The sequence below is a fragment of the Sphingomonas sp. genome (assembly GCF_025362505.1).
Classification (GTDB): domain Bacteria; phylum Pseudomonadota; class Alphaproteobacteria; order Sphingomonadales; family Sphingomonadaceae; genus Sphingomicrobium.
The window spans coordinates 12,466-35,648 of record NZ_JANYGG010000111.1; the positions used below are offsets into that span (position 1 = coordinate 12,466).

Below are 23,183 nucleotides of genomic sequence, written 5' to 3' on the forward strand. Positions count from 1 at the left end.
CGTGAGCGCGCGAATCCCGATCGCCCCGCTCGAATATTCCCGGCGGCTGTGGCTCAGGTCATGGGTCGGCGCGGTAGCGTTGTTCCTCTACGCGCCGCTCGTCTTCCTGATCGTCTTCAGCTTCAACGACAGCAAGGCCAACCTTGTCTGGAAGGGCTTCACGCTCAAATATTATGCAAAGGTGTTCCACAACGAATCGCTGATGACTGCGCTCGGCAACTCGCTGACGATCGCCTTCCTCGCGACCATCGTCAGCCTCGTGCTCGGAGCGCTCGCCGCGGTGCTGTTGTGGCGCTTCCGCTTCCCGTTCAAGGCGAGCGTCGAGGGCGCCATGTCGCTGCCGATTGTCGTCCCCGAAATCTGCATGGGGGTGGCGATGCTGGTGTTCTTCGCGACCATCGGCTGGCCCAACGACCTGCCGTGGCCGTTCAGCCTCGGCGCGATCACCATCGCCCACATCACCTTCTGTTTTCCGTTCGTTGCACTCGTCGTCCGCGCTCGCCTCGCCAGCTTCAACCGCGAGCAGGAGGAGGCCGCCAAGGACCTTGGCGCGAGCGAATGGCAGACGTTTCGCGACGTGCTCCTGCCGCACATGAAACCGGGGTTGGTCGCCGGCGCGCTGCTGTCGTTCACGCTCAGCCTGGACGACTTCGTCATTACCTTCTTCACCAGCGGGCCGAACACCATCACCTTCCCGGTAAAGGTCTATTCGATGGTTCGCTTCTCGGTCACGCCCGAGGTCAACGCCGTGTCAGCGCTCCTCATCCTGCTGACCGTCATCCTCACCACCATCGCGCTCAAGATGCAGGACATCACGAGAGAAGCCGGAGCCCATTGATGGCCGACCCGATCATCCAGATCAAGAATGTCACGAAGAGGTTCGGCAATCTCGCCGCGGTCGACAATATCAGCCTCGACATCAAGGCCGGCGAATTCTTCGTGCTGCTCGGGCCTTCGGGCTGCGGCAAGACCACGCTGCTGCGGATGATCGCCGGGTTCGAAGTTCCGACCGAAGGCCAGATCCTGATCGACGGGCAGGACATGGCGCATGTCCCGCCGAACCGCCGCCCGGTCAACATGGTGTTTCAGTCCTACGCCGTGTTCCCGCACATGTCGGTCGCCGACAATGTCGGCTACGGTCTCAAGATCGCGCGCACCCCAAAAAGCGAGATCCGCGACCGGGTCGAGGAAGCCCTCGCGCTGGTCCGCCTCGAAGGGCTGCACGAGCGGATGCCCGACCAGCTGTCGGGCGGCCAGCGGCAGCGTGTCGCACTCGCGCGCAGCCTGGTGATGAAGCCCAAGGTATTGCTGCTAGACGAGCCACTGTCGGCGCTCGACGCCAAGCTGCGCGCGCAGATGCAGTTCGAACTCGCCGACATCCAGGAGAAGGTCGGGATCACCTTCGTCACCGTGACCCACGATCAGGACGAGGCGCTGTCGCTGGCGACGCGGATCGCGGTGATCAACAAGGGCCAGGTGGCGCAACTCGCCGGCTGTTCCGACCTTTACGAATACCCCGCCAACCGCTTCGTCGCCGACTTCATCGGGTCGGTGAACATCTTCGACGGGCGGATGCTGGTCGACGAGCCCGAGCGGGCGGTGATCGACTGCCCCGAGATCGGGAAAATCTACCTCAACCATGGCGTCACCGGGTCGCACAGCGCCGACCTGTGGGTCGCGATCCGTCCCGAGAAGATCCAGATGTCGCGCCCGGGCGAGGCCGCGCCGGCCGATGCGCCAGACGGGCACAACGAGGCCGAGGGCGTGATCAAGGGCATGTCATACCTCGGCGACATCACCATCTATGAAGTCGAACTGACCGGCGGGCGGCGGATACGTGTGTCGCGGCCCAACCTGTCGCGCACCGACCAGTTGCATTTCACGTGGGAAGACAAGGTCGCGCTGCACTGGCACCCGACTAGCCCGGTGGTGCTGCTGTCCTGATGCGGGGGAACAACAAGGAGGCGGTGCTCGGCGGCGTCCGGCTGGCGACCCTGCGCGCATTCCGGTCCGAGCAGGAGGCGATCTACCGCGCCGCGCGGCCGGTCTCGGCTAAGCTCGCCGACGATGCTCGTGATGGCTGGGTCAACGGCGTCCCGATGCAGTGGATGACCGATTGGCCGATGCCCTATCCCCTGTTTATCGAGCATGGCGCGGGCAGCCGGCTGGTCGATGTCGATGGCCACGAATATGCCGATTTCTGCCTTGGCGACACCGGCGCGATGTTCGGTCATGCCAGCCCGCCGGTGGTCGTCGCCGCGAGCGCTCAGGCGACGCGCGGCTTCACCCACATGCTGCCGACGCGCGATGCCGCGGTCGTCGGCAAGCTGTTGCGCGAGACCTTCGGGCTGCCGGTATGGCAGGTCGCGCTGACCGCGACCGACGCCAACCGCTTCGCCCTGCGCGTCGCGCGGGCGGTCACGGGGCGGCCGAAGATCCTCGTCTTCAACGGCTGCTATCACGGCACCGTCGATGAATGTTTCGTCTGCCTGGTCGATGGCGAAGCGCGTAACCGGCCCGGAATGCTCGGCCAGTTCGTCGACCTGACCAGCCAGGCAGCGGTGGTCGAATTCAACGACCTGCCCGCGCTGGAGGCCGCACTGGCCGCTGGCGACATCGCCTGCGTCATCACCGAGCCGGTCCTGACCAATTCATCGATGGTCCTGCCCGATCCCGGCTTTCACGACGAACTTCGCCGTCTGACCCGCGCGGCGGGCACCTTGCTGCTGATCGACGAAACCCACTGCATCTCGTCGGGCTACGGCGGCTACACCCGCGTCCACGGGCTCGAGCCTGACCTGTGGGTGTGCGGCAAGGCGATCGCCGGAGGCGTGCCAACCGCCGTCTGGGGCATGACCGAAGCGGTCGCGCGCGGCTATGAGCAGGCGTTGCGCGACAGGCCGCCGGGCCATAGCGCGATCGGCACGACGCTCGCCGCCAATGCCCTGTCGCTCGCCGCCCTGCGCGCCAATCTCGAGCAGGTCATGACCCCGGCCAACTATGCCTCGATGGAGGCCCGCGCCGAGCGCCTCGCCACCGCGCTCAACCGCGAGGTCGCGGCAGTGGGCCTGCCGTGGCACGTCGCCCGCGTCGGCGCGCGGATCGAGTTCATCTTTTCGCCCGTCCCGCTTCGCAACGGCACAGAGGCGGCGGCGACCCACCTCCCCGAACTGGAGCAGGCAATCCACCTCGGCCTGCTCAACCAAGGCGTGCTGATCGCCCCGTTTCACAACATGATGCTGGTCTCCCCCGCCACCAGCGACGCCGACGCCGACCGCCTCGTTGCGGCCACCGCCGAAACGCTCAGGCGGCTGATGGGCATTGATCGGCGCGTCTCCGCGCAATAGCCGCCGTGCTTGCGCAAGACGGGGCTTGGCGCCCCCCTCTGCTTAGCCGAGCGCTTCGATGATGGTGACATTGGCGATCCCGCCGCCCTCGCACATCGTTTGCAGCCCGAAGCGTTTGCCGCGGGCGCGCAAGGCGTGGACCAGCGTCGCCATCAGCTTGGTTCCGCTCGCGCCCAACGGGTGACCGAGCGCGATTGCCCCACCGTTGACATTGAGCCGCGCGGGGTCCGCGCCGAGCTCCTTGAGCCACGCCAGCGGCACCGGCGCGAACGCCTCGTTGACCTCGTACAGGTCGATGTCGCCGATCGCGCGGCCCGACCGCTCGAGCGCGCGGCGTGTCGCCGGGATCGGCTCCATCAACATGATCACCGGGTCGCCGGCGGTGACCGTAAGCTGCTCGATCCGCGCGATCGGGGTGAGGCCATGCGCCTTCAACGCGCGCTCGTTGACGATCAGCACGCCCGATGCCCCGTCGCAGATCTGGCTGGCGTTGCCGGCGGTAATGACCCCGCCGGGCTGGAGCGTCTTGAGCTGCGCCAGTCCCTCCAGCGACGCGTCGCGGCGAATGCCCTCGTCGCGGGTATGAAGCGTTTCATGTCCGTCGGCGTCGACCACTAGGAGCGGAACGATCTCTTCGCCAAATGCCCCGGCGTCGGTAGCCGCGGCGGCCTTGCGATGCGATTCCACCGCGAAGGCGTCCAGCTGGTCGCGGGTGAAGCCATAGCGGTCGGCGATCATTTGCGCGCCGGTGAACTGGCTGAACTGTGTCACCCCGAACCGCTCGAGAATCGCCTCGCTCCACGGACCGACCCCGACCCCAGCCTGCATCGCGAGCATGGTCGGTGAACCCATCGGCACGCGCGTCATATGCTCGACCCCGGCCGCAATGATCACGTCCTGCGTCCCCGACATCACCGCTTGCGCCGCGAAATGCAGCGCCTGTTGCGAACTTCCGCACTGACGATCGATGGTCACCGCCGGTACGCTCTCGGGCAGCGACGAGGCGAGCACCATGTTGCGCCCGACGTGAAAGCTCTGCTCGCCGACTTGGGATACGCAGCCGACGATGACGTCCTCGATCGCGGCGGGGTCGATCCCGCTTTTCGCAAGCAGCGCGTCGATCACCGCGGCGCCCATGTCGGCCGGGTGCCAGTCGCGCAGTGCGCCGTTGCGGCGCCCCCCAGCGGTGCGAAGTGCGTCGACGATATAGGCTTCAGTCATATTCTGCTCCTGTTGGTGCCGCCGCGGCGGAATGATCGATGGAGGACGCCATGCCGGTCGAGGGATGATGATCGCGCCCGTGTCTCCGCTCGTCCAACCACGCGCGCGCCGCGGGCGAGGCGACCCAGCGCAGTGCGTTGCCGACCAGCGTGCGGTAGGCGGGATTGGCGAAGGCGGCCGGCCCGTCCCCGGGCTGGAGATAGACCAGCGGACTGTTCCCCGCGGCCTTGACCCAGCCGATAACGCGACAATCGGTGGGCGGTACCCAGTCGCGCTCGTCATCAATGCTGCGCACGGCATGACACGCCGAGCGGAATGAGCCGGCGATCGGATCGCGCCGCAACAGCGGCTCGACCACATCGTCGAAAACCTCGAAAAGATAGGGCTCGTCCTCGATCTCGAACCTCTGAGGAACGCCCTCCAGCACCGGGTGTGGCGGCGCGGTAATCACCGCCAAGCGCGCCTGTGGGACATAGCCCGATCCTGGCCGCTGCACCCCGCGGACAATTGCCGGCCGATAGAGGAACGCCCCGCCCAGCGTCTCGGCGTAAGCCGGCCAGCCGGGCCAGCCGGCGATCGCGTGGTGCAGTGCGACGATGCCCTTGCCCTCGTCCAGCAGCGCGCGAAACCCGTTCACGAATTCGGGCGGCGGCGCGACCGGCTCGGGCCGCGATTCGACCGGCGATGCGAAATCCAATCCCGGCATGTCGTAGAGCAGGAGTGCGTCATAACCGCGCATCGCGTCGGGGTTCATCAGCATCGCCGCCGCCGGCTGATCGACGAAGGTCGGCACGATCCCGACCGCGCGAAGCATTTCTTCGAACGCATCGCGCGCGAAAGCATGTCCGCCGGTCGCGACGAACACGCGCATCCCGTTCACGCCGCATCCGCCCGCTTGGCCGTGCGTGCGCGCTCGGTTACGCTGGCCCACCACGAAGGGAACGAGCCATGACCGGATTGCGCATCGAGCGGCGCGGCGCGCTGATGATCCTGACGATCGACCGGGAAGATCGCCGCAACGCGCTCGACAGCGCGACTTCGGCAGCGCTCGACCAAGCGGTCGACGAGGGCGAGCGCGATCCCGGGGTCGCCGTCCTGATCCTCACCGCCGTGGGCCCCCGCGCCTTCTGTTCGGGGATGGACATGAAGGAAGCCGCCGCCAACGGCCCCGGATCGGGGCTCATCCCCGGCCGCGGATTCGGCGGCATTACCCAGCGCCGACGGACCAAACCGCTGATTGCCGCGATCAACGGCGCCGCGGTCGCCGGCGGCTTCGAGATCGCGCTCGCCTGCGACATCGTCATCGCCGCCGACCATGCGGTGTTCGCGCTGGCCGAGGTTCGCCACGGCATGTTCGCCTTCTCGGGCGGGATCCAGCGGCTCGCGCGGATGGTCCCGCGCCAGACAGCGCTTGCGCTGATCCTGACCGGCGAGCCGATCGGTGCGCGGCGGATGGTCGAGCTCGGTCTCGCCAGCGAAGTCGTCCCCGCCGCCGACCTTCTCGACCGGGCAATCGCGATCGGCGAGATGATCGCTGCTTATCCCCAGGAAGGGGTGCGCAACGCCAAGCTGCTCCACGACCTCGCCGCCGATGCCGCGATCGACGACAGCCTGCGCTTCGGCCGGGCGTGGGGCGAAGCGACGCTCGACGGCGAGGCGATCCGCGCCGGGATCGCTGCCTTCGCCGGCCCCAAAGACTAGCCTCGTCACAGCGTCGCCGGTCCGCCGAGGATGATCGTCGCCTGGCTCGACAGCGTCCCGCCACTGCCGTGGGCCAGCGCCACCTCGGCACGGGGCAGCTGGTTGGCCGCTTCGCCCCGCAACTGCCGCGCCGCCTCGGCAATCGCGAGCAGCCCGTACATGCCCGGATGGGCGCACGATAGGCCGCCGCCATCGGTGTTGACCGGCCGCTCGCCCCCCGGGCCGATTCGCCCGTCCGCGACGAACCGCCCGCCCTCGCCCTTGGGGCAGAAGCCGAGATCTTCGAGGAACAGGATCGGATTGATGGTGAAGGCGTCGTAGAGCTGGACGACGTCGATATCGTGCGGCCCGACCCCGGCCATCGCATAGGCGCGCGGGCCGCTCTCGGCGGCGGCGGTGGTGGTGAGGTCGGCGGCTTGCGAGATGGCACTGTACCAGGTCGCCGCCGCCGCGCCGAGCACGGCGACAGGGCGCTTGGCGAGGTCACGCGCGCGGTCGGTCCGGGTCATAACGATCGCCGCCGCGCCGTCGGTCACCAGGCAGCAGTCGCGCGCGCCGAGCGGCGACGAGATCATCCGCGCGGCGAGGCAATCCTCGATTGTCAGCGGCCCCTTGGCGAAGGCTTCCGGGTTCGTGTTCGCCCAGTTTCGCGCGGAAACCGCGACCTCGGCCAACTGCTCGCGGGTCGTGCCATATTCATGGAAGTGGCGAGCCGCGGCGAGCGCATAGGATGAGACCGGGAACAGCGGCCGGTAGGGTGCTTCCCAGGCATTGCTTTTAAACGGCGTGGCGAGCTTTCCCCCGCCGCTGCGCTGGTTCGATCCGTAAGCGATCAGCGCGCAGTCGATATAGCCCGCATCGAGCATCATCGCCGCGGTCGCGACATGGCTCATGAACGCCGAGCCGCCGGTTCGGTTGTTGTCGGTGAAGCGCGGCGACAGGCCGAGATACTGGGCGAAAGACAGGCCGGCGAAGAAATCGTCGGGCAGGCAGATGAACAGCGCGTCGACTTCGGGCAGGGTGAGCCCCGCGTCGGCGACCGCGAGCAGCCCGGCCTTCGCGGCGAGTTCGATCGACGAATAGCCCGGTGCCTCGCCAAGCCCATAGGTGGCGACCCCGGCGATCGCGGTCCGTCCGCGCGGAAAGTTGCCGCCCATCGTCAGGCCGGCTCGAACAGCAACAACGGCTCGTCGCCGCCAAGGTCGATCGTCGCGCGAACGCGAAGTCCGATCGCAACCCCGGCACTACCCTCGACCCGGCTCATTACCCGCGCGCCTTCGTCCAGATCGACCAGCACGACGTTATAGGGTTCGGCGGGGGGCTTGCGGCCGATCATCGTCACTGAATAAACCGTGCCCATTCCACACGCCTCGACCCATTCGAGATCCTCCTCGCCAGAACCCGGCTCGGCAAGCCGCGGCGGGAAGACGATCGACCCACTACCCCGAGCCCGCTGGAGCAGCAGCCGACCCTCTGCGAGCGCCTCGCGCCACACCGTTTCGGGCGAGGCGCTCATTCGCGCGCCGCTCCGCTCGCGAACAACGCGTCGATCGCCGCTTCGTCGAGCCCGGCTTCGGCTAGCACCGCGCGGCTGTCGCTGCCCAGCATCGGCGCCGGATCACCGATCTCGCCCGGGGTCGCCGAGAAAGCGGTCGGGATCCCCGGATAGCGAAGCTGCCCCGCCTCGGTATCGCGCTCGACCCAGAAGCCGGTCTCGACCAGGTGCCGGTCGTGGAGCAGGTCCTGCGGGCTGGCGATCGCCATCGCCGGGATATGCGCCTCGCGGAACAACTCGAGCCACGCGGCGGTGGTGCGCGCGGCAAGCACCTCGGCGACGCGGTCGAGCACCGCGCCGATGTTGCGCGTGCGATTGCCGATCGAGGCGAACATCTCGTCCTTCGACCAGTCGGGGTCGCCGAGCGCGGCGAAGAAGGCGCGCCAGTGCTTGTCGTTGTAGATCATCACCCCGATGTGGCCGTCGCTAGTCGCATAGGGCCGCCGGGAGGCGGCCACGACCCGCGGATATTCGGGCGGGCCGAGCGGCGGGTCGAACAGCGATCCGCACAGATGCTCGACCATGGTGAACGACACCAACGTCTCGAACATCGGCACTTCGATTTCCTGGCCCTCACCGCTGCGCTCGCGCGCGAACAGCGCGGCGATGATCGAGTAGGCTCCGGTCAGCCCGGCGACCTTGTCGGCGACGACCGTGCCGAGATAGGTCGGCTGACCGCCCGACAGCCGCGCCTGAAGATCGACCAGCCCCGATGCCGCCTGGACGATGTCGTCATAGGCCGGATAGTCACGATACGGCCCATCGCGCGCGAAGCCGTAAAGGTTGGCATAGACAATGCGCGGATTGACCGCCTTGAGCGCGGCATAGTCGAGCCCGAGCCGCCCGATTGCCTGCGCGCGCATCGAATGGACAAACACGTCGGCGTCCCGCGCGAGCGCCAGCAATGCGTCGCGTGCGGCGGCTTGCTTGAGGTCGAGGACCAGGCTGCGCTTGCCGCGATTGACGTTGAGGAACATGCCCCCGCGCCCCTCGTCTCGGCCAGGGGGCAGGTGACGCGTCGTGTCGCCGTCGGGGCTTTCGACCTTGATTACGTCGGCGCCAAGATCGGCGAAGATCTGGGTCGCGTAGGGCCCCATCAGCACGCTCGTCAGATCCAGGATGCGGACCCCCGCGAGCGGCCCCTTGCCACGCCCGCCGCTCATGCCCGATCACCCGTGCTTGCCATCACGCGCGACGGGCATAGGATCGTGCGCACGTGCGAGGAGGAGGTTAGGCCGTGCAGGTTCATCTGGTCGCAGCGGGCAAATATCACGACATCGACTTCGCGCGGCTCGAATTGCTCAAGCTGTTTGCCGAGCACGCCGCAATCCGCACTTCGGTGAGCAGCGACTATGCCGACACCGACCGGATCGCCGCCGCCGACCTGCTCGTCACCTATACCTGCGACCTCGTTCCCGATGCCGCCCAGACCGAAGCGATCGCCGGCTGGCTCGAGCGCGGCGGCCGCTGGCTCGCGCTCCACGGCACCAATTCGCTGCTGCGCTTTGCCGACGACGGCAAGGTCGACTGCCCCGACGACAATCCGACCTTCATGGCGCTGCTCGGAACGCGCTTCGCAGGCCATCCGCCGATCGCCCCGTTCAAGGTCGAGGTGACTCGCGCCGACCACGCCATGACCCACGGCCTTCGTGACTTCAGCATCGAGGATGAGCTCTATTTGTCGCACCGCACCGCCGAGATCGACGTATTGCTCCACACGAGCTTCACCGGCAGCTGCCCCGAATTTCGTGACGCCGAGTGGGACGATCCTCAGGTCCCGGTGCTTTACGAACGTCGCGTCGGTCACGGCGGGGTCCTCTACCTCACCCTTGGCCACTGCCGCGGGCATTATGATCTTCGTCCACTCAGCCGTTTCTGGCCTCATCCCCAGCATTGCGGCTGGAACTATCCGGTCTTTTACGAGCTGCTTCGCCGCGGTATCCGCTGGGGACTTCCTCAGCTCGACTGAACGATTTCGGGGTGGAGCGCGGGGTTCATCGACGCGACCTGCTCCTCGAGCAGGTTGAGCATCGGCTCGACCATCGCCTCGTCGGTCGCGCCGGTCAGCCGCTGGATCGCCATCCCCTCGAGCATCGTCTGCGACAGAGTCATCGCGAGGTGAAAGCGGTGGCGATCGGGACCCCATTCGGGAAACAATGAGTCGGCCTGCTGGTTGAACCGCTCGCGAAACTCGACCTGCAGCGGTTGGAGGATCCGTGCGAGTTCGGGGTTGGACCGCGCCGCCAGCGCCAGCTCGTGAAAAGCGACGAAGGCCGGCTTCTGCAGCTGCTTCCAATAGGTGCGCACCAGCGTCGCCGTATCGTGTGTCTCGGTATCCGCGGCGCGGCGAAAGGCGCGCAGCCGTTTCTCGTGAAGCTCGACGATTGCCGCCTTGATCAGCGCCGCGCCATTTTCGAAATGGTGCAGCATTGCCCCGCGCGACAGGCCGGCCTCGGCCGCGACCTGCGGGGTGGTGGTCTTGGCATAGCCCAGCTTGACGATGCAGCGGATCGTCGCCTCGATCAGTTTGGCGCGGGTCTGCGCGCTCTTGACCGACTGGAGCGTGGGAGGAACGCCGGCCGGCCGTGCGGGCCGTGGCGTGGACGCGGTACGAACTTCTGCGCGAGCCAAATTCATCTCCTTGCAAACCTCGCTTGATGACAGGCGCGAGTGCGTGTCAAGCTGCCGCCGGCTTCGACGCAGGTCCAAATCTCCGAGCGGGAGCGATCATATGCTCGTCAAATAAAAAAACAATCATGTATGTTTTGCTTGATCGTTTGTAGCGCGTCATGCACTAGCCAGACATGAAGCGAGAGGCTCGCACATCATTGGTGATTGGCGCGTCGAGCCCCGGCGGGCTGGGCGAAGCAGTCGCACGTCGCCTGGCTGCCGAGGGCGCGCGGGTCATCGTCGCCGGGCGCCGGATCGAGCCGCTCCTGGCGCTCGCCGCTGAGCTGGACGGCAGAGCGCTCGCCTGCGACCTGACCGATGAAGCATCGATCTCCGCGCTCGCCGCCGCCGCTGGTCCGGTCGACATTCTCGTCAACGCCGCCGGCACGAACTCGGCGCGGTCGATCCTCAAGCTCGGACGCGAGGCAATCGACGAGCAATATGCGATCCACGTCACCGCCAACCTGCTGCTTCTCAAGCACGTCGTGCCGGCAATGCCGAGTGGCGGGAGCATCATCCTCTTCTCCTCGCTCACTGCGCGGATCGCGGGCGAGGGGCTAGCCGCCTATGCAGCGGCCAAGGCGGCGCTCGATCAGGTGGTGCGCATCGCCGCGATCGAGTTCGGCCCGCGAGGGATCCGCGTCAACGCCGTCGCGCCGGGCTTCTCGCGCACCCCGATGACCGAGGGCTTCCTCGCCAACCCCCATTTCGAGCGACTCTACCGCCGCGAGTCCGCGCTCGGCGCGCTGGTCACGCCCGAGCAGGTCGCGGCGACGGTCGCCCACCTCGCCGCACCGGACTGTTTTATCAGCGGCGAAATCGTACAGGTAAGCGGCGGAGCGCAACTCGGCCGACTGCCGCGCTCCGACGAAATGAAGACTTGAGAGGAAGTAGCGATGGACCTTGGACTTCAGGGGAAAAAGGCGATCCTGGTCGGCGCGGCGCGCGGCATCGGCATGGCCACTGCGGAGACGCTGGCGCGCGAAGGCTGCGACCTCGCCATCACCGCTCGCTCGGAGGACAGCGTCAAGGATGCCGTCGCGCACCTCTCGCGTTACGGCGGGAAGGTCGTCGGCAAGCCGGTCAACGTCAAGAAGGCCGATGACTACAAGGCCTGGCTCGAATGGGCGATCGAGGCGCTCGACGGGGTCGACATCCTCATCCCCATCTCGTCGTCGGGCGGCGGTATGGGCAGCGAGAAATATTGGACCAACGCGTTCGAGGTTGACGTCATGGGCCCGGTCCGCGCGGTCGAGGCGGTTATTCCCAAGATGACCGAGCAGCAGTCGGGATCAATCGTCCTCATCGCCACCACCTCGGCGGGCGAGGCGATGGGCGGGCCCCAGGCCTATAATGCGATGAAGGCGTCGCTCGTCACCTGGGGCAAGCAACTCGCGCTGTTCCACGGCAAGGACGGCATTCGCGTCAACGTCGTCTCGCCCGGCCCGGTCGAGTTCGAGGGCGGCAATTGGGAAATGATCAAGGGCACGATGGAGAAATTCTACCAGTCGCAACTGCGCCAGCAGCCGACCGGTCGGCTGGGCACGCCCGAGGAAATCGCCCGCTGCATCGCCTTCCTTGCCAGCCCGGCGGCAAGCTGGTGCAACGGATCGCATCTCACCGTCGACGGCGGCTTCACCAACCGCACCCATTTCTAGCCCTACGAGGAGCAAGACGAGCAGGCTGATGGACGTCAAGCGCAAGATAGACATCGTGCGGGTCAACCCGCAGGACTGGCCCGACGGGACACCGGCGTGGAAGGAGGAGGATCCCGACCTCGGCTCCGCGATCATCCCGGCGGCGCGCTACACCAGCGAGGCCTTCATGAAGCTCGAATGGGAGCGGATGTGGACCAAGGCCTGGCTGCTCGGCGGCCGCTCCGACGACATGGCCGAGCCGGGCGACTATATCTGTACCGAGATCGGCAAGGAATCGGTGCTGATCGTCCGCCAGGCCGATGGCTCGGTCCGCGCCTTCCCCAACGTCTGCCTCCATCGCGGCAACCGGCTCCGTCCCGAAGGCCGTGGCAACGCCGAGCAGTTCCAGTGCATGTATCATCACTGGACCTACGATCTTGGCGGCAAGATCTGCCGCATCCCTGACCTCGGCACCTTCCCGCAAGGCGCCCCGCCGGGTGCTGCGCTGCCCGCGTATCCGGCCGAGGAATGGGGCGGGTTCGTGTGGTATTCGCTCAACCCCGACGCCGGCCCGCTCGCCGACTATCTCGAGCCGATGCAGCGTCACCTTAGCCCCTATCATATCGAGCGGATGGCATGGGTGCGCGACAGCACGGTCGAATGGAACTGCAACTGGAAGGCCGCGGTCGACGCGTTCAGCGAAGTCTATCACGTCCAGGGCATCCACCCCCAGCTGCAATGGTATCTCGACGATACCAATTGCCAGATCGACCTCTACGGCAAGCACAGCCGCTATCTCGTACCCTTCGCCACCGTCTCCGGCCGCGTCGCGCTGCCCTCGGCGATCCCGCCCGCGATCCACGACATCATGGTCAAGGCGGGGATGGACCCGGCCGACTATGAAGGACGAGTCAGCGACATCCGCCTCGACGTCCAGAAATTCAAGCGCAAGCATGGCCCGGACCAGGGCAAGGACTATTCAAGCCTCAACGATGACCAGCTGACCGACGACTATCATTATTCGATTTTCCCAAACGTCTCGATGAACGTCCATGCCGACGACGTGATGATGTTCCGCATGCGCCCCCACGCAACCGACCCCAACAAGATGCTTTACGACATCTGGATGTTCGAGCTGATCCCGGAAGGTGAGGAATGGCCGGAGCGGCCGCGCCACCAGCGGTTCGCCCACGGCGACCGCTCGATCGGGCAGGTGCTCGACCAGGATGCGTTCAACCTGCCGACGGTCCAGAAGGGAATGCAGTCCGACGCCTTCCCCGGCCTGTGGATCGGCGACCAGGAGCTTCGCATCCGCGGCTTCCATAAGGCACTGACCGACTACATCTATCCCGCCGGACAAGGGGCAAGCGACCTGTGACAGGCAAGGCTCACACGCTCGACCACACGGCGCTGCTCGGCGCCTATCGCCGCATGGCAACAATCCGCCAATTCGAGGAACGGCTTCACGAAGAGATTAAAACCGGCGAGATCGCCGGCTTCACCCACCTCTACTGCGGGCAGGAAGCCGCCGCCGTCGGGGTTTGCGACCATCTTACCACCGAGGACATGATCGTCTCGACGCATCGTGGCCATGGGCACTGCATCGCCAAGGGCTGCGATGTGAAGGGGATGATGAAAGAGATTTACGGCCGCGCCGACGGGCTCTGCAAGGGGCGCGGCGGGTCGATGCACATCGCCGACCTGTCGATCGGCATGCTCGGTGCCAACGGCATCGTCGGCGCCGGCGCGCCCCAGGCGGTCGGCGCCGCGCTTGCCGCCAAGCTGCAGGGCAAGGGGCGCGTCGCGATTGCCTTTTCGGGTGACGGCGCGTGCAACCAGGGGACGACCTTCGAAGCGATGAACTTTGCCGTCGTGACCAAGGTCCCGGCGATTTTCGTGTTCGAGAACAACCATTATTCCGAGCATACCGGGGTCGATTATGCGGTCGGCACTGCCCGGGACATCGCCAGCCGGGCAGAGGCGTTCGGGATGAAGGTGTGGCGCGCTGACGGGTGCGATTTCTTCGACACCTATGCCGTGATGGGCGAATTGCTCGACTATGTGCGCTCGACCAACCTGCCCGCCGCGATCGAGCTCGATACCGAGCGCTTCTACGGCCATTTCGAGGGCGACCCGCAGCGCTACCGCGGCCCCGGCGAGCTCGACCGGATCCGCGCCGAACGCGACGCGCTCAAGATCTTCCGCGACCGCGCCCCCGGCGCCGGCCTCACCGACCTCGCGCCGCTCGACGCGATCGAGGCCGAGGTCGCACAGCTGATCGAGGAAGCAACCGCCGAAGCGCGCGCCGCCGCTCCCCCCGACCCCGCCACCGTAGCCGAAGACGTCTATGTCGATTATTGAGAGGCGTGCGTCATGGCCGTGATGAACATCCGCGAGGCGATCAACCTCACCCTCCACGAGGAAATGGCGCGCGATCCATCGATCATCGTGCTTGGTGAGGACGTCGTCGGCGGCGCCGGGACCGCTGGCGGGCAGGAAGCGATCGGCGGCATCTGGGGCACCACCGGGGGGCTCTACGACAAGTTCGGCGCCGACCGGGTGATCGACACGCCGATTTCCGAAAGCGCCATCATCGGCGCGGCGGCTGGCGCGGCGCTCGCCGGGATGCGCCCCGTCGCCGAGCTGATGTTCGCCGATTTCATCGGCGTCAGCCTCGACCAATTGTGGAACCAGATGGCCAAGTTCCGCTACATGTTCGGCGGCAAGACCAAATGCCCGGCGGTGGTCCGGCTGATCTATGGCGCGGGAATGAACTCGGCGGCGCAGCACAGCCAGTCGGTCTATGCGCTGCTGACCTCGATGCCCGGGCTGAAGGTCGTCCTCCCGGCGACGCCAGCCGACGCCAAGGGGCTGCTGACCGAGGCCCTGCGCGGGGACGATCCGGTCATGTTCTTCGAGCACAAAGCGCTCTACGGCCTGAAGGGCGAGGTGCCCGACGGCGAGCATCGCCAGCGCTTCGGCGAGGCGCGCATGGTCCGCGAGGGCGGCGACGTGACGATCGTCGCCTGTGGTCGCATGGTCAACTTCTCCGAAAAGGCCTGCGACAAGCTCGCCGCCGAGGGCATCGGCATCGATCTCATCGACCTGCGCACCACGAGCCCGATCGACGAGGAAGCGATCCTCGACTCGGTCGAACAGACCGGCCGGCTGGTGGTTGTCGACGAAAGCCCGCCGCGCTGCAGCCTCGCTGCCGACGTATCCGCGATTGTCGCCGCGAAAGCCTTCTCCAGCCTCAAGGCGCCGCCCGCCCTGGTCACCGGGCCGCACGCCCCGATCCCGTTCGCGCGTGAGCTCGAACGGGCGTGGCTGCCATCTCCCCAGAAGATCGAGGATGCTGTCCGCCGCACCCTCGCTTTCCGCTAAGGGCCGCGCGATGGCCAATCTCAGAACCTTCACCATGCCCAAATGGGGCATCGAGATGGCTGAAGGCACGATCGCCGAATGGGGCGTGGCCGAGGGCGAGCCATTCGCCAAGGGTGCGGTGCTGGCGTTGATCGAGACCGACAAGATCACGAACGAGATCGAGGCCGAGGCCGACGGCCGCTTCGTTCGCCTGATCGCCACGGCCGGCGAGACCTATCCGGTCGGCGCGTTGCTGGCGGTGCTGTCCGACGGTGACGAGGCAAGCGAGGCCGAGATCGATGCAATTGTGGCCGGTTTCCGCCAGGCCGACACGAGCTTCGGCGAAGAGGCGGACGCGGTGCCTCCAGCCCCCGCTGCTCCCCCGCCGGCAGCTTTAAAGCCGATTCCCTCCGGGATCGCGATCAGCCCCGCGGCGCGCCTCGCCGCCGAGAGCCGCGGGATCGACGTCGCCGCCATCGCCGGCACGGGCCGCGGCGGCCGGATCACCGCGCAAGACGTCGACCAGGCGGCTTGCCCGGAAGCCCGCCCCAACCTGCGCGGTCCCTATCCACTGACACCGCTGGGCAGCGCCTATGCCACCCCGCTCGCCCGCCGCCTCGCCCATCTCCACGGCGTCGATCTCGCAGGTCTGACGGGCTCGGGGTCCAAGGGCCGCATCGGCAAGGCCGACGTGCTCGCCGCCGTCGCGCCCGCCGAACCGTCCCCCGTACCCTCCACTCGGCCGCCCGTGCCGCCGCCCTCAGGCAAGGTCGAGGTCGTGCCGATGAGCGCCATGCGCCGGACCATCGCCCGACGGCTGACCGAGTCCAAGCAGACCATCCCGCATTTCTACCTTCGCCGCCGTGTCAGGGTTGATCGGCTCGTCGCGCTGCGCAAGGCGATCGATGGGCCCAGGCCGACGATCAACGACTATCTGGTCAAGGCCTGCGCGCTGGCCCTGACGGAAGTGCCGCAGGTCAACATCCAAGTCCACGGCAATGACATTCATCGTTTCGCCGACGCCGACATTGCGGTCGCGGTCGCCACCGAGCGCGGGCTGATGACCCCCATCGTCACCGCCGCGCAGGCGCTGAGTGTCGCCGACATCTCGCGGATCGTCGCCGACCTTGCCCAGCGTGCCCGTTCGGGCCGTCTCGCCTCGGAGGAAATCAGCGGCGGCAGCTTTTCGCTGTCCAACCTCGGCGGGCACGGCATCGACCAGTTCGACGCGATCATCAATCCGCCGCAGGGCGCGATCCTTGCGGTCGGCGCGGCGCGCTCCGAACCGATCGACGACGAGGGCGCGATCCGCCTCGTGCCGATGATGCACCTGTCATTGTCGTGCGACCATCGTGCGATCGACGGTGCCGACGGCGCGCGCTTCATGGCCGCACTCGCTGCGCTGATCGAGGCGCCCTACCTGCTCTGATCATGGCCTAGGGGCGGTTGGCGAACACCAGGTCGCCCTGTCCGCGTTCCCCAAGCGGACGCAGCGTCGCGAACATTCCCTGGCCCAGGATCTCACCCGACGGGCTGTTGTCGTTCCAGTCCATCACGACCTGTCGCTTGGCGATCCGCCACTCGCCGTCGCGCCGTTCCAGCCGGTCGAGATAGCGGCCGCCGAAATAGAAATGATGGTGGTTCGGATCGAGCCCGGCGCAATCGAATTTCGCCATATAGTCGGATCCGAAAATCTCGTCGGCCTTGTCGGCACGGACCTTGTGATAGGCGAAAAGATAGGCTTCGCTGACGCACACGTCGCCGGCGACCTCCATGTGGACGTTCATGATCGCGTGCATCGTGACCTCGAACCAATTCTGGATCTCGCGGACGATGTAGTCGGCAAAAGCGGCGGCGTTGCCGTTGAACACCCCGTGATTGTCGATCCCGTCGGGCCAATAGACGCTCGCCATCAGGTCCGCGTCGCATCGATCGAGTGCCCGGCAATAGTTGGTCAGCACCGCATAGCAGTCGCGCCGCGCGACCAGATCTTCGAGATCGGCTTGGTTGTCGGTCATGGTGTCAGGCTCCTTGCCCGTGCGAACGGTAGAAATCGAGGGTCATCTCCTCGGCGAGGCAGGCGACGATCGGCGGCACCAGCCGATCGTGGAAGTCGATGTGCATATGCTTGTCGAACGCGGCGTCGTCGCGGAAGGTCGCGACCACCGCGAACCGGTCGGGGTTCTCGTCGGACTGGAGTAGTTCGTAGACGATCGCGTCGGGCTCCTGCTCGAACACCAGCGATTTCAGTTCGGTCTGCAGCGCGATCATCTCGTCGCGCCTTTCCGGGCTCGTCCGCAGATAGGCGATGAAGCTCTTGCCGGTCATGATGTTTTCCCTTGCTCGAGCTCGTCGATCAGCTCGCTTCTCAATCGAAATTTCTGGATCTTGCTGGTCGACATCGGCCAGCTTGTCACCATCCGCACATGGCGTGGCAGTTTGAAGCTCGCGAGCTTGCCGCGGCAGTGGGCGATGAGCTCGGCCTCGCTCGCGTTTTCCCCTTCGGCGAGTTCGACGAAGGCAGCGGGCACTTCGGCATAGCGCTCGTCGGGAATGCCGACGACCTGCGCGAGCTTCACTGCGGGATGCGACTGGAGCATCGACTCGATCTCAGCCGCCGCCACATTCTCCCCGCCGACCTTGAGCATGTCCTTGGTTCGGCCGTGGAACATGATGTGCCCGGTCTCGTCGAACGAACCGATGTCGCCGGTGTGGAACCAGCCGTCGCGCATCACCTCCGCGGTCTTCTCGGGCGCGTTGTAATAGCCTGACAGCATGCCCGGCCCGCGAATGACGATCTCCCCGCGCTCGCCAAGCGCGCATTCCTCTTCCGTCTCGAGATCGACGATCCGCACTTGCCAATCGTCGAGCGGCGCGCCGCAGCGGCCGGTACGAAGCGACCACGGATCGCCGAGCCGACTGGTCGTCACCGTCCCCGCCGCCTCGGTCAGCCCATAGGTGCTGACCTGCACCGTGTGCGGCACCGCGGCGCACACCGCATCGCGGATCCAGTCGGGCTGCACCGCGAAATTGCTGTTCATCACGCGCAATCGCGAGAGGTCGGACGAGGCGAAGCTCGGGTGGCTGATGAGGTCCTGCATGATCGTCACGAAGCTCGGATAAGCGATCGTCGCACCTTCGCGGCCGAGCATGTCGATCGCAACTCCGGCGTCGAAATGCGGCACCGTCATATAGGCGCCGCCAAGGTCGAGGATCATCGTCATCGGCAGGATGCCGGCGATGTGGAAGATCGGCAGCGGCGACCACACCTTGTCGTCGCCGGTGGCCTCGTAGCGGACGCCGAGGCTGCGGCTATTGCCGATCTGCGCGCCATGGCTGATCAGCGCCCCCTTGGGGTTGGCGGTGGTTCCCGACGTGTAGAGGATGAAGGCGATGTCTTCGGGCGCGACATCGGCGATTCGCCGATCGAGTTCGGTGTCTGGCACATCGGCGCCGGCGGCAAGCGCGTCCTCGCCGCCGACGAGATAGGACGCGCACGGCGGGTCGAGGCAGACGATGGTTCGCAGCAACGGGGCTTCGTCGAGCGCCAGGGAACCCGTGTCGGCTTGCTCGAGCGAGGGCAGCGCAGCGCGCAGCCGCTCGCCGAAATCGAGCGAGTCAGCGACCCGGCCGGTGGTGAACAGAGCTACCAGGTCGGCATCCCTGATCAGGAAGGCAAGCTCGTGCGCCTGGTAGCGCGCGTTGATCGGCACCGCGACCGCGCCGGTCATCGTGATCCCGAACAACAGCTCGATGAACTCGATTCGCGTTGTCAGCAGGATCCCGACATTCTCGCCCGGCCGCACTCCCATCGTGATTAGCGCCTTAGCCCAGCTGCGAGCGCGCTGGCCCAATTGCTCATAGCTCAGCCGCCGGTCGGGAAAGATGATCGCGTCGCGCGGCCCGAACGATTGGGCCGCGGTGGTGAGCAGCTGGCCGAACGTTCGCGCCGCCGTTCCGCTCACGTCGTCGGGTCCAGGTCGTAGAGCATCTCGCGGTGATAACTGCCGTCCATGCAGCCGATCATCTGTTCGATCACCGGCTTGCCGTGGTCGGTTTCCATATGCGCCTTGTCGGCAGCTTCGTCGACGAAGCTTTCGTAGACCGCGAACATCTGCGGTTCCTCGAGCCGAAAGAATTTGAAGGCCAGCGTGCCGGGTTCCCGTTCCACGAGCCCTTCCATCTGCTTCGCCAATGCGATGAAATCCATCTCACGGACGGCCTTGATGCGGAAACGCGACAGGAAGCTGTAAGCCACGGGGAGGGTCCTCTCGTTGCCCGGCGTCAGGTGCACCGGCTAGGCCTGCATCAAAAACAATCACGCATGCTTTTTCAAGTGGTCATTTTCGATAAATGAGCCGGCGCGTTACGAAACGGCGCCCGTCCGCGAACGGCGGGGCAAACCGCGCGTAAAAAATACAATCACGACTGATTGCAATTTTGTAAAACGCGGGTCATGATGCGCGGGCAAACAGGAGCCGTTCGCAGAAACGGCCGGGCAAGATGGGGAGAAGGACATGGTAATTCGAACACTGCGCGCAACGAGCGCGCTTGGCGCACTGATCGTCGGCCTGACGGCTGGCCCGCTTCAGGCGCAAACGGCGAGCGCCGCCGATCCCGCGCTGCCTCCCGCCGGCCAGGCCACTGCCGCACCGGCGTCGCAAAGCGGCGGCCTTGCCGACATCGTCGTTACCGCGACCCGCCGCGACAGTCGCCTCCAGACCACCCCGATCGCGGTGTCGGTGATCGACTCTTCGCTGATCCAGCAGGCGGCGCCGCGCAACATCGGCGACCTGGCCGCCTTCGTCCCGAATTTCTCGGCCTCGACCATCACCGGGTTCAACGCCGCGTCGTTCGCCATTCGCGGCGTCGGCCAGACGTCGATCATTGTCTATTTCGAGCCGCCGGTCGCGGTGCTGCTCGACGATTTCGTCGTGCCGTCGGTCCAGACCCAGCTGCTCGACACGTTCGACGTTGCGCAGGTCGAAGTGTTGCGCGGCCCGCAGGGTACGCTGTTCGGCAAGAACACTACCGGCGGCGCGGTCACCGTGCGCACCAAACGCCCGGTGATGAACCAGTTCGGCGCCGAAGCGCGCTTCCAGTACGGCAGCTTCAACACCCAGAAGATTCAGGGTTCGCTGAACATTCCGCTGATCAACGACAAGCTCGCGCTGCGCGTGGTCGGCGGTTACGACAAGGACGACGGCTATTACCACAACGGCGCCTGCTACGGCCCGGTGACCGGCTTTGTGCCGAGCAAGTTTCAAGGCGTGTCGGGATGCCTCGACGGACGCCGGATCGGCGGCCGGAAGGTGGCTAATGCGCGCGCGAAATTGTTGTTCGAGCCGACCAGCGGGCTGCGCATGCTCGCTCAATATGAGTGGTTGCGCGATCGTTCGGACAGCGTGCCGTCGGTCAATGTCAATAGCGAATATACCGGCAGCGGAGCGTTTCTCACCGACCTGCTCCACACGGTGCGCCCGAACCCGAACAGCAGCGATCCGCTCGACAATGCCGCGATCACGACGCGCAACACCGGGCTGGTCAATATCGATAAAGGCCAGCGGGTCAGCGTAGATGGCTTCTATCTCAATTCCGACCTCGACGTTGGTTCGGGCACGCTGACGTCGGTCACCGGCTATCGCTTCCAGCGGACGCGGCTGCCCAATAGCTACGCGGGCGTCGCGCCGACCGCCGCCGACGGCCAGTCGCTGGCCTTCTTCGACGCAAGCCGCGACGACAATCGCAAGACGTTCCAGCAGGAGGTGCGGTTCGCGAGCAAGTTCCAGGGGCCGTTCCAGTTCGTCGCCGGCGGCTTCTACCAGCATGAATCGATCGACTTCTGCGTGGCGCAGATCCTCGGTTTCCTCGATCTCGTGGCCGGGCCGCTGCCGTTCGGCAACTGGAACGACACGCCCTTCATCCTGTGCAACGCCCAGAAGGGATCGTCGAAAGCGGTTTTCGCCGAAGGTACGTACAAGATCACGCCAACCGTCACGCTGACCGGCGGCGCGCGCTACACGTGGGAAAAGAAGACCTGGCTCGGCCGCCAACAGGCGTTTGTGCCCACACTAGGCGGCGGGTTCGACCCGACCATCGTCGTCAACAATTCGCTCGATGCCAGTGTCTACAATTACCCCGCTGGCGTCGTGACGGTGAAGGCCAAGTCGAACAAGCCAACCTATCGCGTCAGCCTCGGCTGGCAGGCGGCGCCAAGCATCTTCGCTTACGCGACCTATTCGCGCGGGTTCAAAGGGGGCGGGTTCAACGACCAGATAGGTGGCTTCGCGGCGTTCGGAGCCGACCTCAATGCCTTCCGCGACGCCGCTCGCGCCACCCGGCCCGAGACCGCCGACAGCTGGGAGGCCGGTCTCAAGAGTGAATTCTACAATCACCGGCTGCGTTTCAACCTCACCGGCTTCCACGTTAAGTACCAGGACCTGCAGAAGCAGCTCAACGTGCCGATCGTCGTCAACGGCCAGCCGAACCAGGTAACGCTGTTCGTCAATGCCGCCAGCGCGGTAGTCAACGGGCTCGAGCTCGAGACGTCGGCGGTGCCGATGCGCGGTCTGACTCTGCGTGGGGTGCTCGGCTATCAGGACGGCAAGTACAAGACCTATACCGCGCCCGGCGCCGGCTACAATCTCGCCGACGCCCCGCTCGACCGTGCCCCCAAGTGGCAGTGGACGTTCGACGGGACTTATCAAGTGCCGATCGCCAGCCTGAAGGCGACCTTCAACGGCAATGTGACCTATGTCGGACGGAACTTGTTCACCCAGGACATCCAACAGATCCTAGGTAACACTTTCCTCAACGCGCGGACGCTGGTCAATGCGTCGGTGACCCTGGCCAACGCCGACGACCGTTATTACGCCCGTTTGATCGGCCGCAACCTGACCGACAAGCGCTATAAAACCGCCGAGCAGAATGTCGCTGGCCTGTGGCAGAACGCGCAATACGGCGCGCCGCGTTTCTATGGCATCGAACTGGGCATGAAGCTCGGCCGGTGAGCGCTGCTCGGCCAGCCTTGCGCAGGGGGAGTGGGGCGACCGCCCCGCCCCCCTCGTCAGGCGGCGAGCATGTCGTCCATACACACCGTGTCCAGTTCGAGCACATGGGTGAAGCGGCCCATCGCCATCCACGCCGCGATGCACAGCGTCAGGTCGACGATCTCATCGTCGCTGAACGCGGCGTGGAGGCGGACCCAATAGGCCTCGTCCGCGGCAAAGCCGTGGGGGTCTTGCGCCATCCGTTCGCTATGTTCGATCGCCAGCCGTTCGCGTTCGGAAAAGTCGGTCGCCTCACGCCAGCCCTCGACCGCCAAGTAGAATGCCTCATCGGGGGCCTCACCGCCGCGCGCGACGATCGATTGCGACACGTCGCCTCCGCCGGCGCCGATGAACTGGTCGACATGCCGCGCCGCGCGCATGCTCTGGCACACCATGCAGCCATTGATCTGGGCGGTGCGAAACCGCGCCGCCTCGAGCACGCGCAGTGGCAGCCGCGACGATTGATAGACGGCGTTGGCAAACGCGCCCCCGGCCGCTCCGAGTGGCTGAGCGTACTGGCCAAGAACATAGCCGAACGGATTTCCCATCGCATTTTCAGGAACAGCGACTCGCGCCATATTTATTCTCCTTGCCAATAAGAGTTTTGACAATAGCATAATAATAGAACCAGAGCATCATC

The 23,183-nt window shown here is 66.0% G+C and carries 23 protein-coding genes; 12 read left to right on the forward strand and 11 right to left on the reverse strand.

All coding sequences use genetic code 11. The features are described 5' to 3' along the window. Position 1: 1 nt before the first annotated feature. Genes Q0R27_RS10705 through Q0R27_RS10715 form a run of 3 tightly spaced genes read left to right on the forward strand, consistent with a single transcriptional unit; the run spans position 2 to position 3,347 of the window. Positions 2-838 (forward strand): ABC transporter permease, encoded by an 837-nt coding sequence (locus Q0R27_RS10705; RefSeq protein ID WP_293944343.1) that lies wholly within the window; start codon positions 2-4, stop codon positions 836-838. Continuing rightward, positions 838-1,944: an ABC transporter ATP-binding protein gene (locus tag Q0R27_RS10710; protein ID WP_293944344.1), complete on the forward strand. Its 1,107-nt coding sequence runs from the start codon at positions 838-840 to the stop codon at positions 1,942-1,944. Before Q0R27_RS10705 ends, Q0R27_RS10710 begins: the two co-directional genes overlap by 1 nt. Next, entirely contained in the window at positions 1,944-3,347 is a 1,404-nt protein-coding gene (locus Q0R27_RS10715) for an aspartate aminotransferase family protein (RefSeq protein ID WP_293944345.1), read from the forward strand. The genes Q0R27_RS10710 and Q0R27_RS10715 overlap by 1 nt, the downstream gene beginning before the upstream one ends. A 42-nt stretch (positions 3,348-3,389) precedes the next feature. Here the strand turns inward: Q0R27_RS10715 and Q0R27_RS10720 are convergent, their stop codons facing one another. Together Q0R27_RS10720 and Q0R27_RS10725 are read right to left on the reverse strand one after the other, a co-directional pair. Next, positions 3,390-4,568: an acetyl-CoA C-acetyltransferase gene (locus Q0R27_RS10720; protein ID WP_293944346.1), complete on the reverse strand. Its 1,179-nt coding sequence runs from the start codon at positions 4,566-4,568 to the stop codon at positions 3,390-3,392. Beyond that, complete coding sequence (locus Q0R27_RS10725; RefSeq protein WP_293944401.1) at positions 4,561-5,439, reverse strand: ThuA domain-containing protein; 879 nt, start codon at positions 5,437-5,439, stop codon at positions 4,561-4,563. The genes Q0R27_RS10720 and Q0R27_RS10725 overlap by 8 nt, the downstream gene beginning before the upstream one ends. A gap of 77 nt (positions 5,440-5,516) precedes the next feature. On the opposite strand from Q0R27_RS10725, the gene Q0R27_RS10730 reads away from it, so the two are divergent. Further along, a complete protein-coding gene (locus tag Q0R27_RS10730) occupies positions 5,517-6,269 on the forward strand; it encodes an enoyl-CoA hydratase-related protein (protein WP_293944348.1) in 753 nt (250 codons plus the stop codon). Between the two features lie 5 nt (positions 6,270-6,274). On the opposite strand, the gene Q0R27_RS10735 is transcribed toward Q0R27_RS10730, so the two are convergent. The 3 genes from Q0R27_RS10735 to Q0R27_RS10745 are packed head-to-tail and all read right to left on the reverse strand — an operon-like array spanning position 6,275 to position 8,987. Then, the gene (locus Q0R27_RS10735; protein WP_293944349.1) at positions 6,275-7,426 is read right to left on the reverse strand and encodes a thiolase; all 1,152 of its coding nucleotides are present in this window, start codon (positions 7,424-7,426) and stop codon (positions 6,275-6,277) included. Positions 7,427-7,428: 2 nt separating this feature from the next. Beyond that, positions 7,429-7,785 (reverse strand): OB-fold domain-containing protein, encoded by a 357-nt coding sequence (locus Q0R27_RS10740; RefSeq protein ID WP_293944350.1) that lies wholly within the window; start codon positions 7,783-7,785, stop codon positions 7,429-7,431. Next, a complete protein-coding gene (locus tag Q0R27_RS10745) occupies positions 7,782-8,987 on the reverse strand; it encodes a CoA transferase (protein WP_293944351.1) in 1,206 nt (401 codons plus the stop codon). The genes Q0R27_RS10740 and Q0R27_RS10745 overlap by 4 nt, the downstream gene beginning before the upstream one ends. A 74-nt stretch (positions 8,988-9,061) precedes the next feature. Between Q0R27_RS10745 and Q0R27_RS10750 the strand changes: the two genes are divergently transcribed. Further along, positions 9,062-9,793 carry a ThuA domain-containing protein gene (locus Q0R27_RS10750; protein WP_293944352.1) on the forward strand — a complete coding sequence of 244 codons (732 nt, stop codon included), beginning with the start codon at positions 9,062-9,064 and terminating at the stop codon, positions 9,791-9,793. Here the strand turns inward: Q0R27_RS10750 and Q0R27_RS10755 are convergent. Beyond that, complete coding sequence (locus Q0R27_RS10755; RefSeq protein WP_293944354.1) at positions 9,781-10,455, reverse strand: TetR/AcrR family transcriptional regulator; 675 nt, start codon at positions 10,453-10,455, stop codon at positions 9,781-9,783. The genes Q0R27_RS10750 and Q0R27_RS10755 overlap by 13 nt on opposite strands. A 173-nt stretch (positions 10,456-10,628) precedes the next feature. Between Q0R27_RS10755 and Q0R27_RS10760 the strand changes: the two genes are divergently transcribed. From Q0R27_RS10760 to Q0R27_RS10785, 6 genes are read left to right on the forward strand one after another with little or no spacing between them, the layout of a single operon-like run. Beyond that, positions 10,629-11,378 (forward strand): SDR family oxidoreductase, encoded by a 750-nt coding sequence (locus Q0R27_RS10760; protein WP_293944356.1) that lies wholly within the window; start codon positions 10,629-10,631, stop codon positions 11,376-11,378. Between the two features lie 12 nt (positions 11,379-11,390). Next, entirely contained in the window at positions 11,391-12,152 is a 762-nt protein-coding gene (locus Q0R27_RS10765; protein WP_293944358.1) for an SDR family oxidoreductase, read from the forward strand. Between the two features lie 28 nt (positions 12,153-12,180). Beyond that, positions 12,181-13,509 (forward strand): aromatic ring-hydroxylating dioxygenase subunit alpha, encoded by a 1,329-nt coding sequence (locus Q0R27_RS10770; RefSeq protein WP_293944360.1) that lies wholly within the window; start codon positions 12,181-12,183, stop codon positions 13,507-13,509. A 53-nt stretch (positions 13,510-13,562) separates the two neighbouring features. Next, positions 13,563-14,492, forward strand: a complete 930-nt coding sequence (locus Q0R27_RS10775) for a thiamine pyrophosphate-dependent dehydrogenase E1 component subunit alpha (protein ID WP_293944403.1) — start codon at positions 13,563-13,565, stop codon at positions 14,490-14,492. Positions 14,493-14,504: 12 nt separating this feature from the next. Next, positions 14,505-15,515: an alpha-ketoacid dehydrogenase subunit beta gene (locus tag Q0R27_RS10780; RefSeq protein ID WP_293944362.1), complete on the forward strand. Its 1,011-nt coding sequence runs from the start codon at positions 14,505-14,507 to the stop codon at positions 15,513-15,515. A 10-nt stretch (positions 15,516-15,525) separates the two neighbouring features. Continuing rightward, on the forward strand, positions 15,526-16,923 hold the full coding sequence (locus Q0R27_RS10785) for a dihydrolipoamide acetyltransferase family protein (RefSeq protein WP_293944364.1): 1,398 nt from the start codon (positions 15,526-15,528) through the stop codon (positions 16,921-16,923). A 7-nt stretch (positions 16,924-16,930) separates the two neighbouring features. Here the strand turns inward: Q0R27_RS10785 and Q0R27_RS10790 are convergent, their stop codons facing one another. From Q0R27_RS10790 to Q0R27_RS10805, 4 genes are read right to left on the reverse strand one after another with little or no spacing between them, the layout of a single operon-like run. Further along, on the reverse strand, positions 16,931-17,512 hold the full coding sequence (locus Q0R27_RS10790; protein ID WP_293944365.1) for a nuclear transport factor 2 family protein: 582 nt from the start codon (positions 17,510-17,512) through the stop codon (positions 16,931-16,933). A 4-nt stretch (positions 17,513-17,516) separates the two neighbouring features. Continuing rightward, positions 17,517-17,822, reverse strand: coding sequence for an antibiotic biosynthesis monooxygenase family protein (locus tag Q0R27_RS10795; RefSeq protein WP_293944366.1), 306 nt, complete (start codon positions 17,820-17,822; stop codon positions 17,517-17,519). Beyond that, positions 17,819-19,459: a class I adenylate-forming enzyme family protein gene (locus Q0R27_RS10800; protein WP_293944368.1), complete on the reverse strand. Its 1,641-nt coding sequence runs from the start codon at positions 19,457-19,459 to the stop codon at positions 17,819-17,821. Before Q0R27_RS10800 ends, Q0R27_RS10795 begins: the two co-directional genes overlap by 4 nt. Continuing rightward, on the reverse strand, positions 19,456-19,752 hold the full coding sequence (locus Q0R27_RS10805; protein ID WP_293944370.1) for an antibiotic biosynthesis monooxygenase family protein: 297 nt from the start codon (positions 19,750-19,752) through the stop codon (positions 19,456-19,458). Before Q0R27_RS10805 ends, Q0R27_RS10800 begins: the two co-directional genes overlap by 4 nt. A 259-nt stretch (positions 19,753-20,011) precedes the next feature. Here Q0R27_RS10805 and Q0R27_RS10810 point away from each other — a divergent pair, with 259 nt between their 5' ends. Next, entirely contained in the window at positions 20,012-22,504 is a 2,493-nt protein-coding gene (locus Q0R27_RS10810; protein ID WP_293944373.1) for a TonB-dependent receptor, read from the forward strand. A 56-nt stretch (positions 22,505-22,560) separates the two neighbouring features. On the opposite strand, the gene Q0R27_RS10815 is transcribed toward Q0R27_RS10810, so the two are convergent. Then, positions 22,561-23,121 (reverse strand): carboxymuconolactone decarboxylase family protein, encoded by a 561-nt coding sequence (locus Q0R27_RS10815; RefSeq protein WP_293944375.1) that lies wholly within the window; start codon positions 23,119-23,121, stop codon positions 22,561-22,563. Positions 23,122-23,183: the final 62 nt, after the last annotated feature.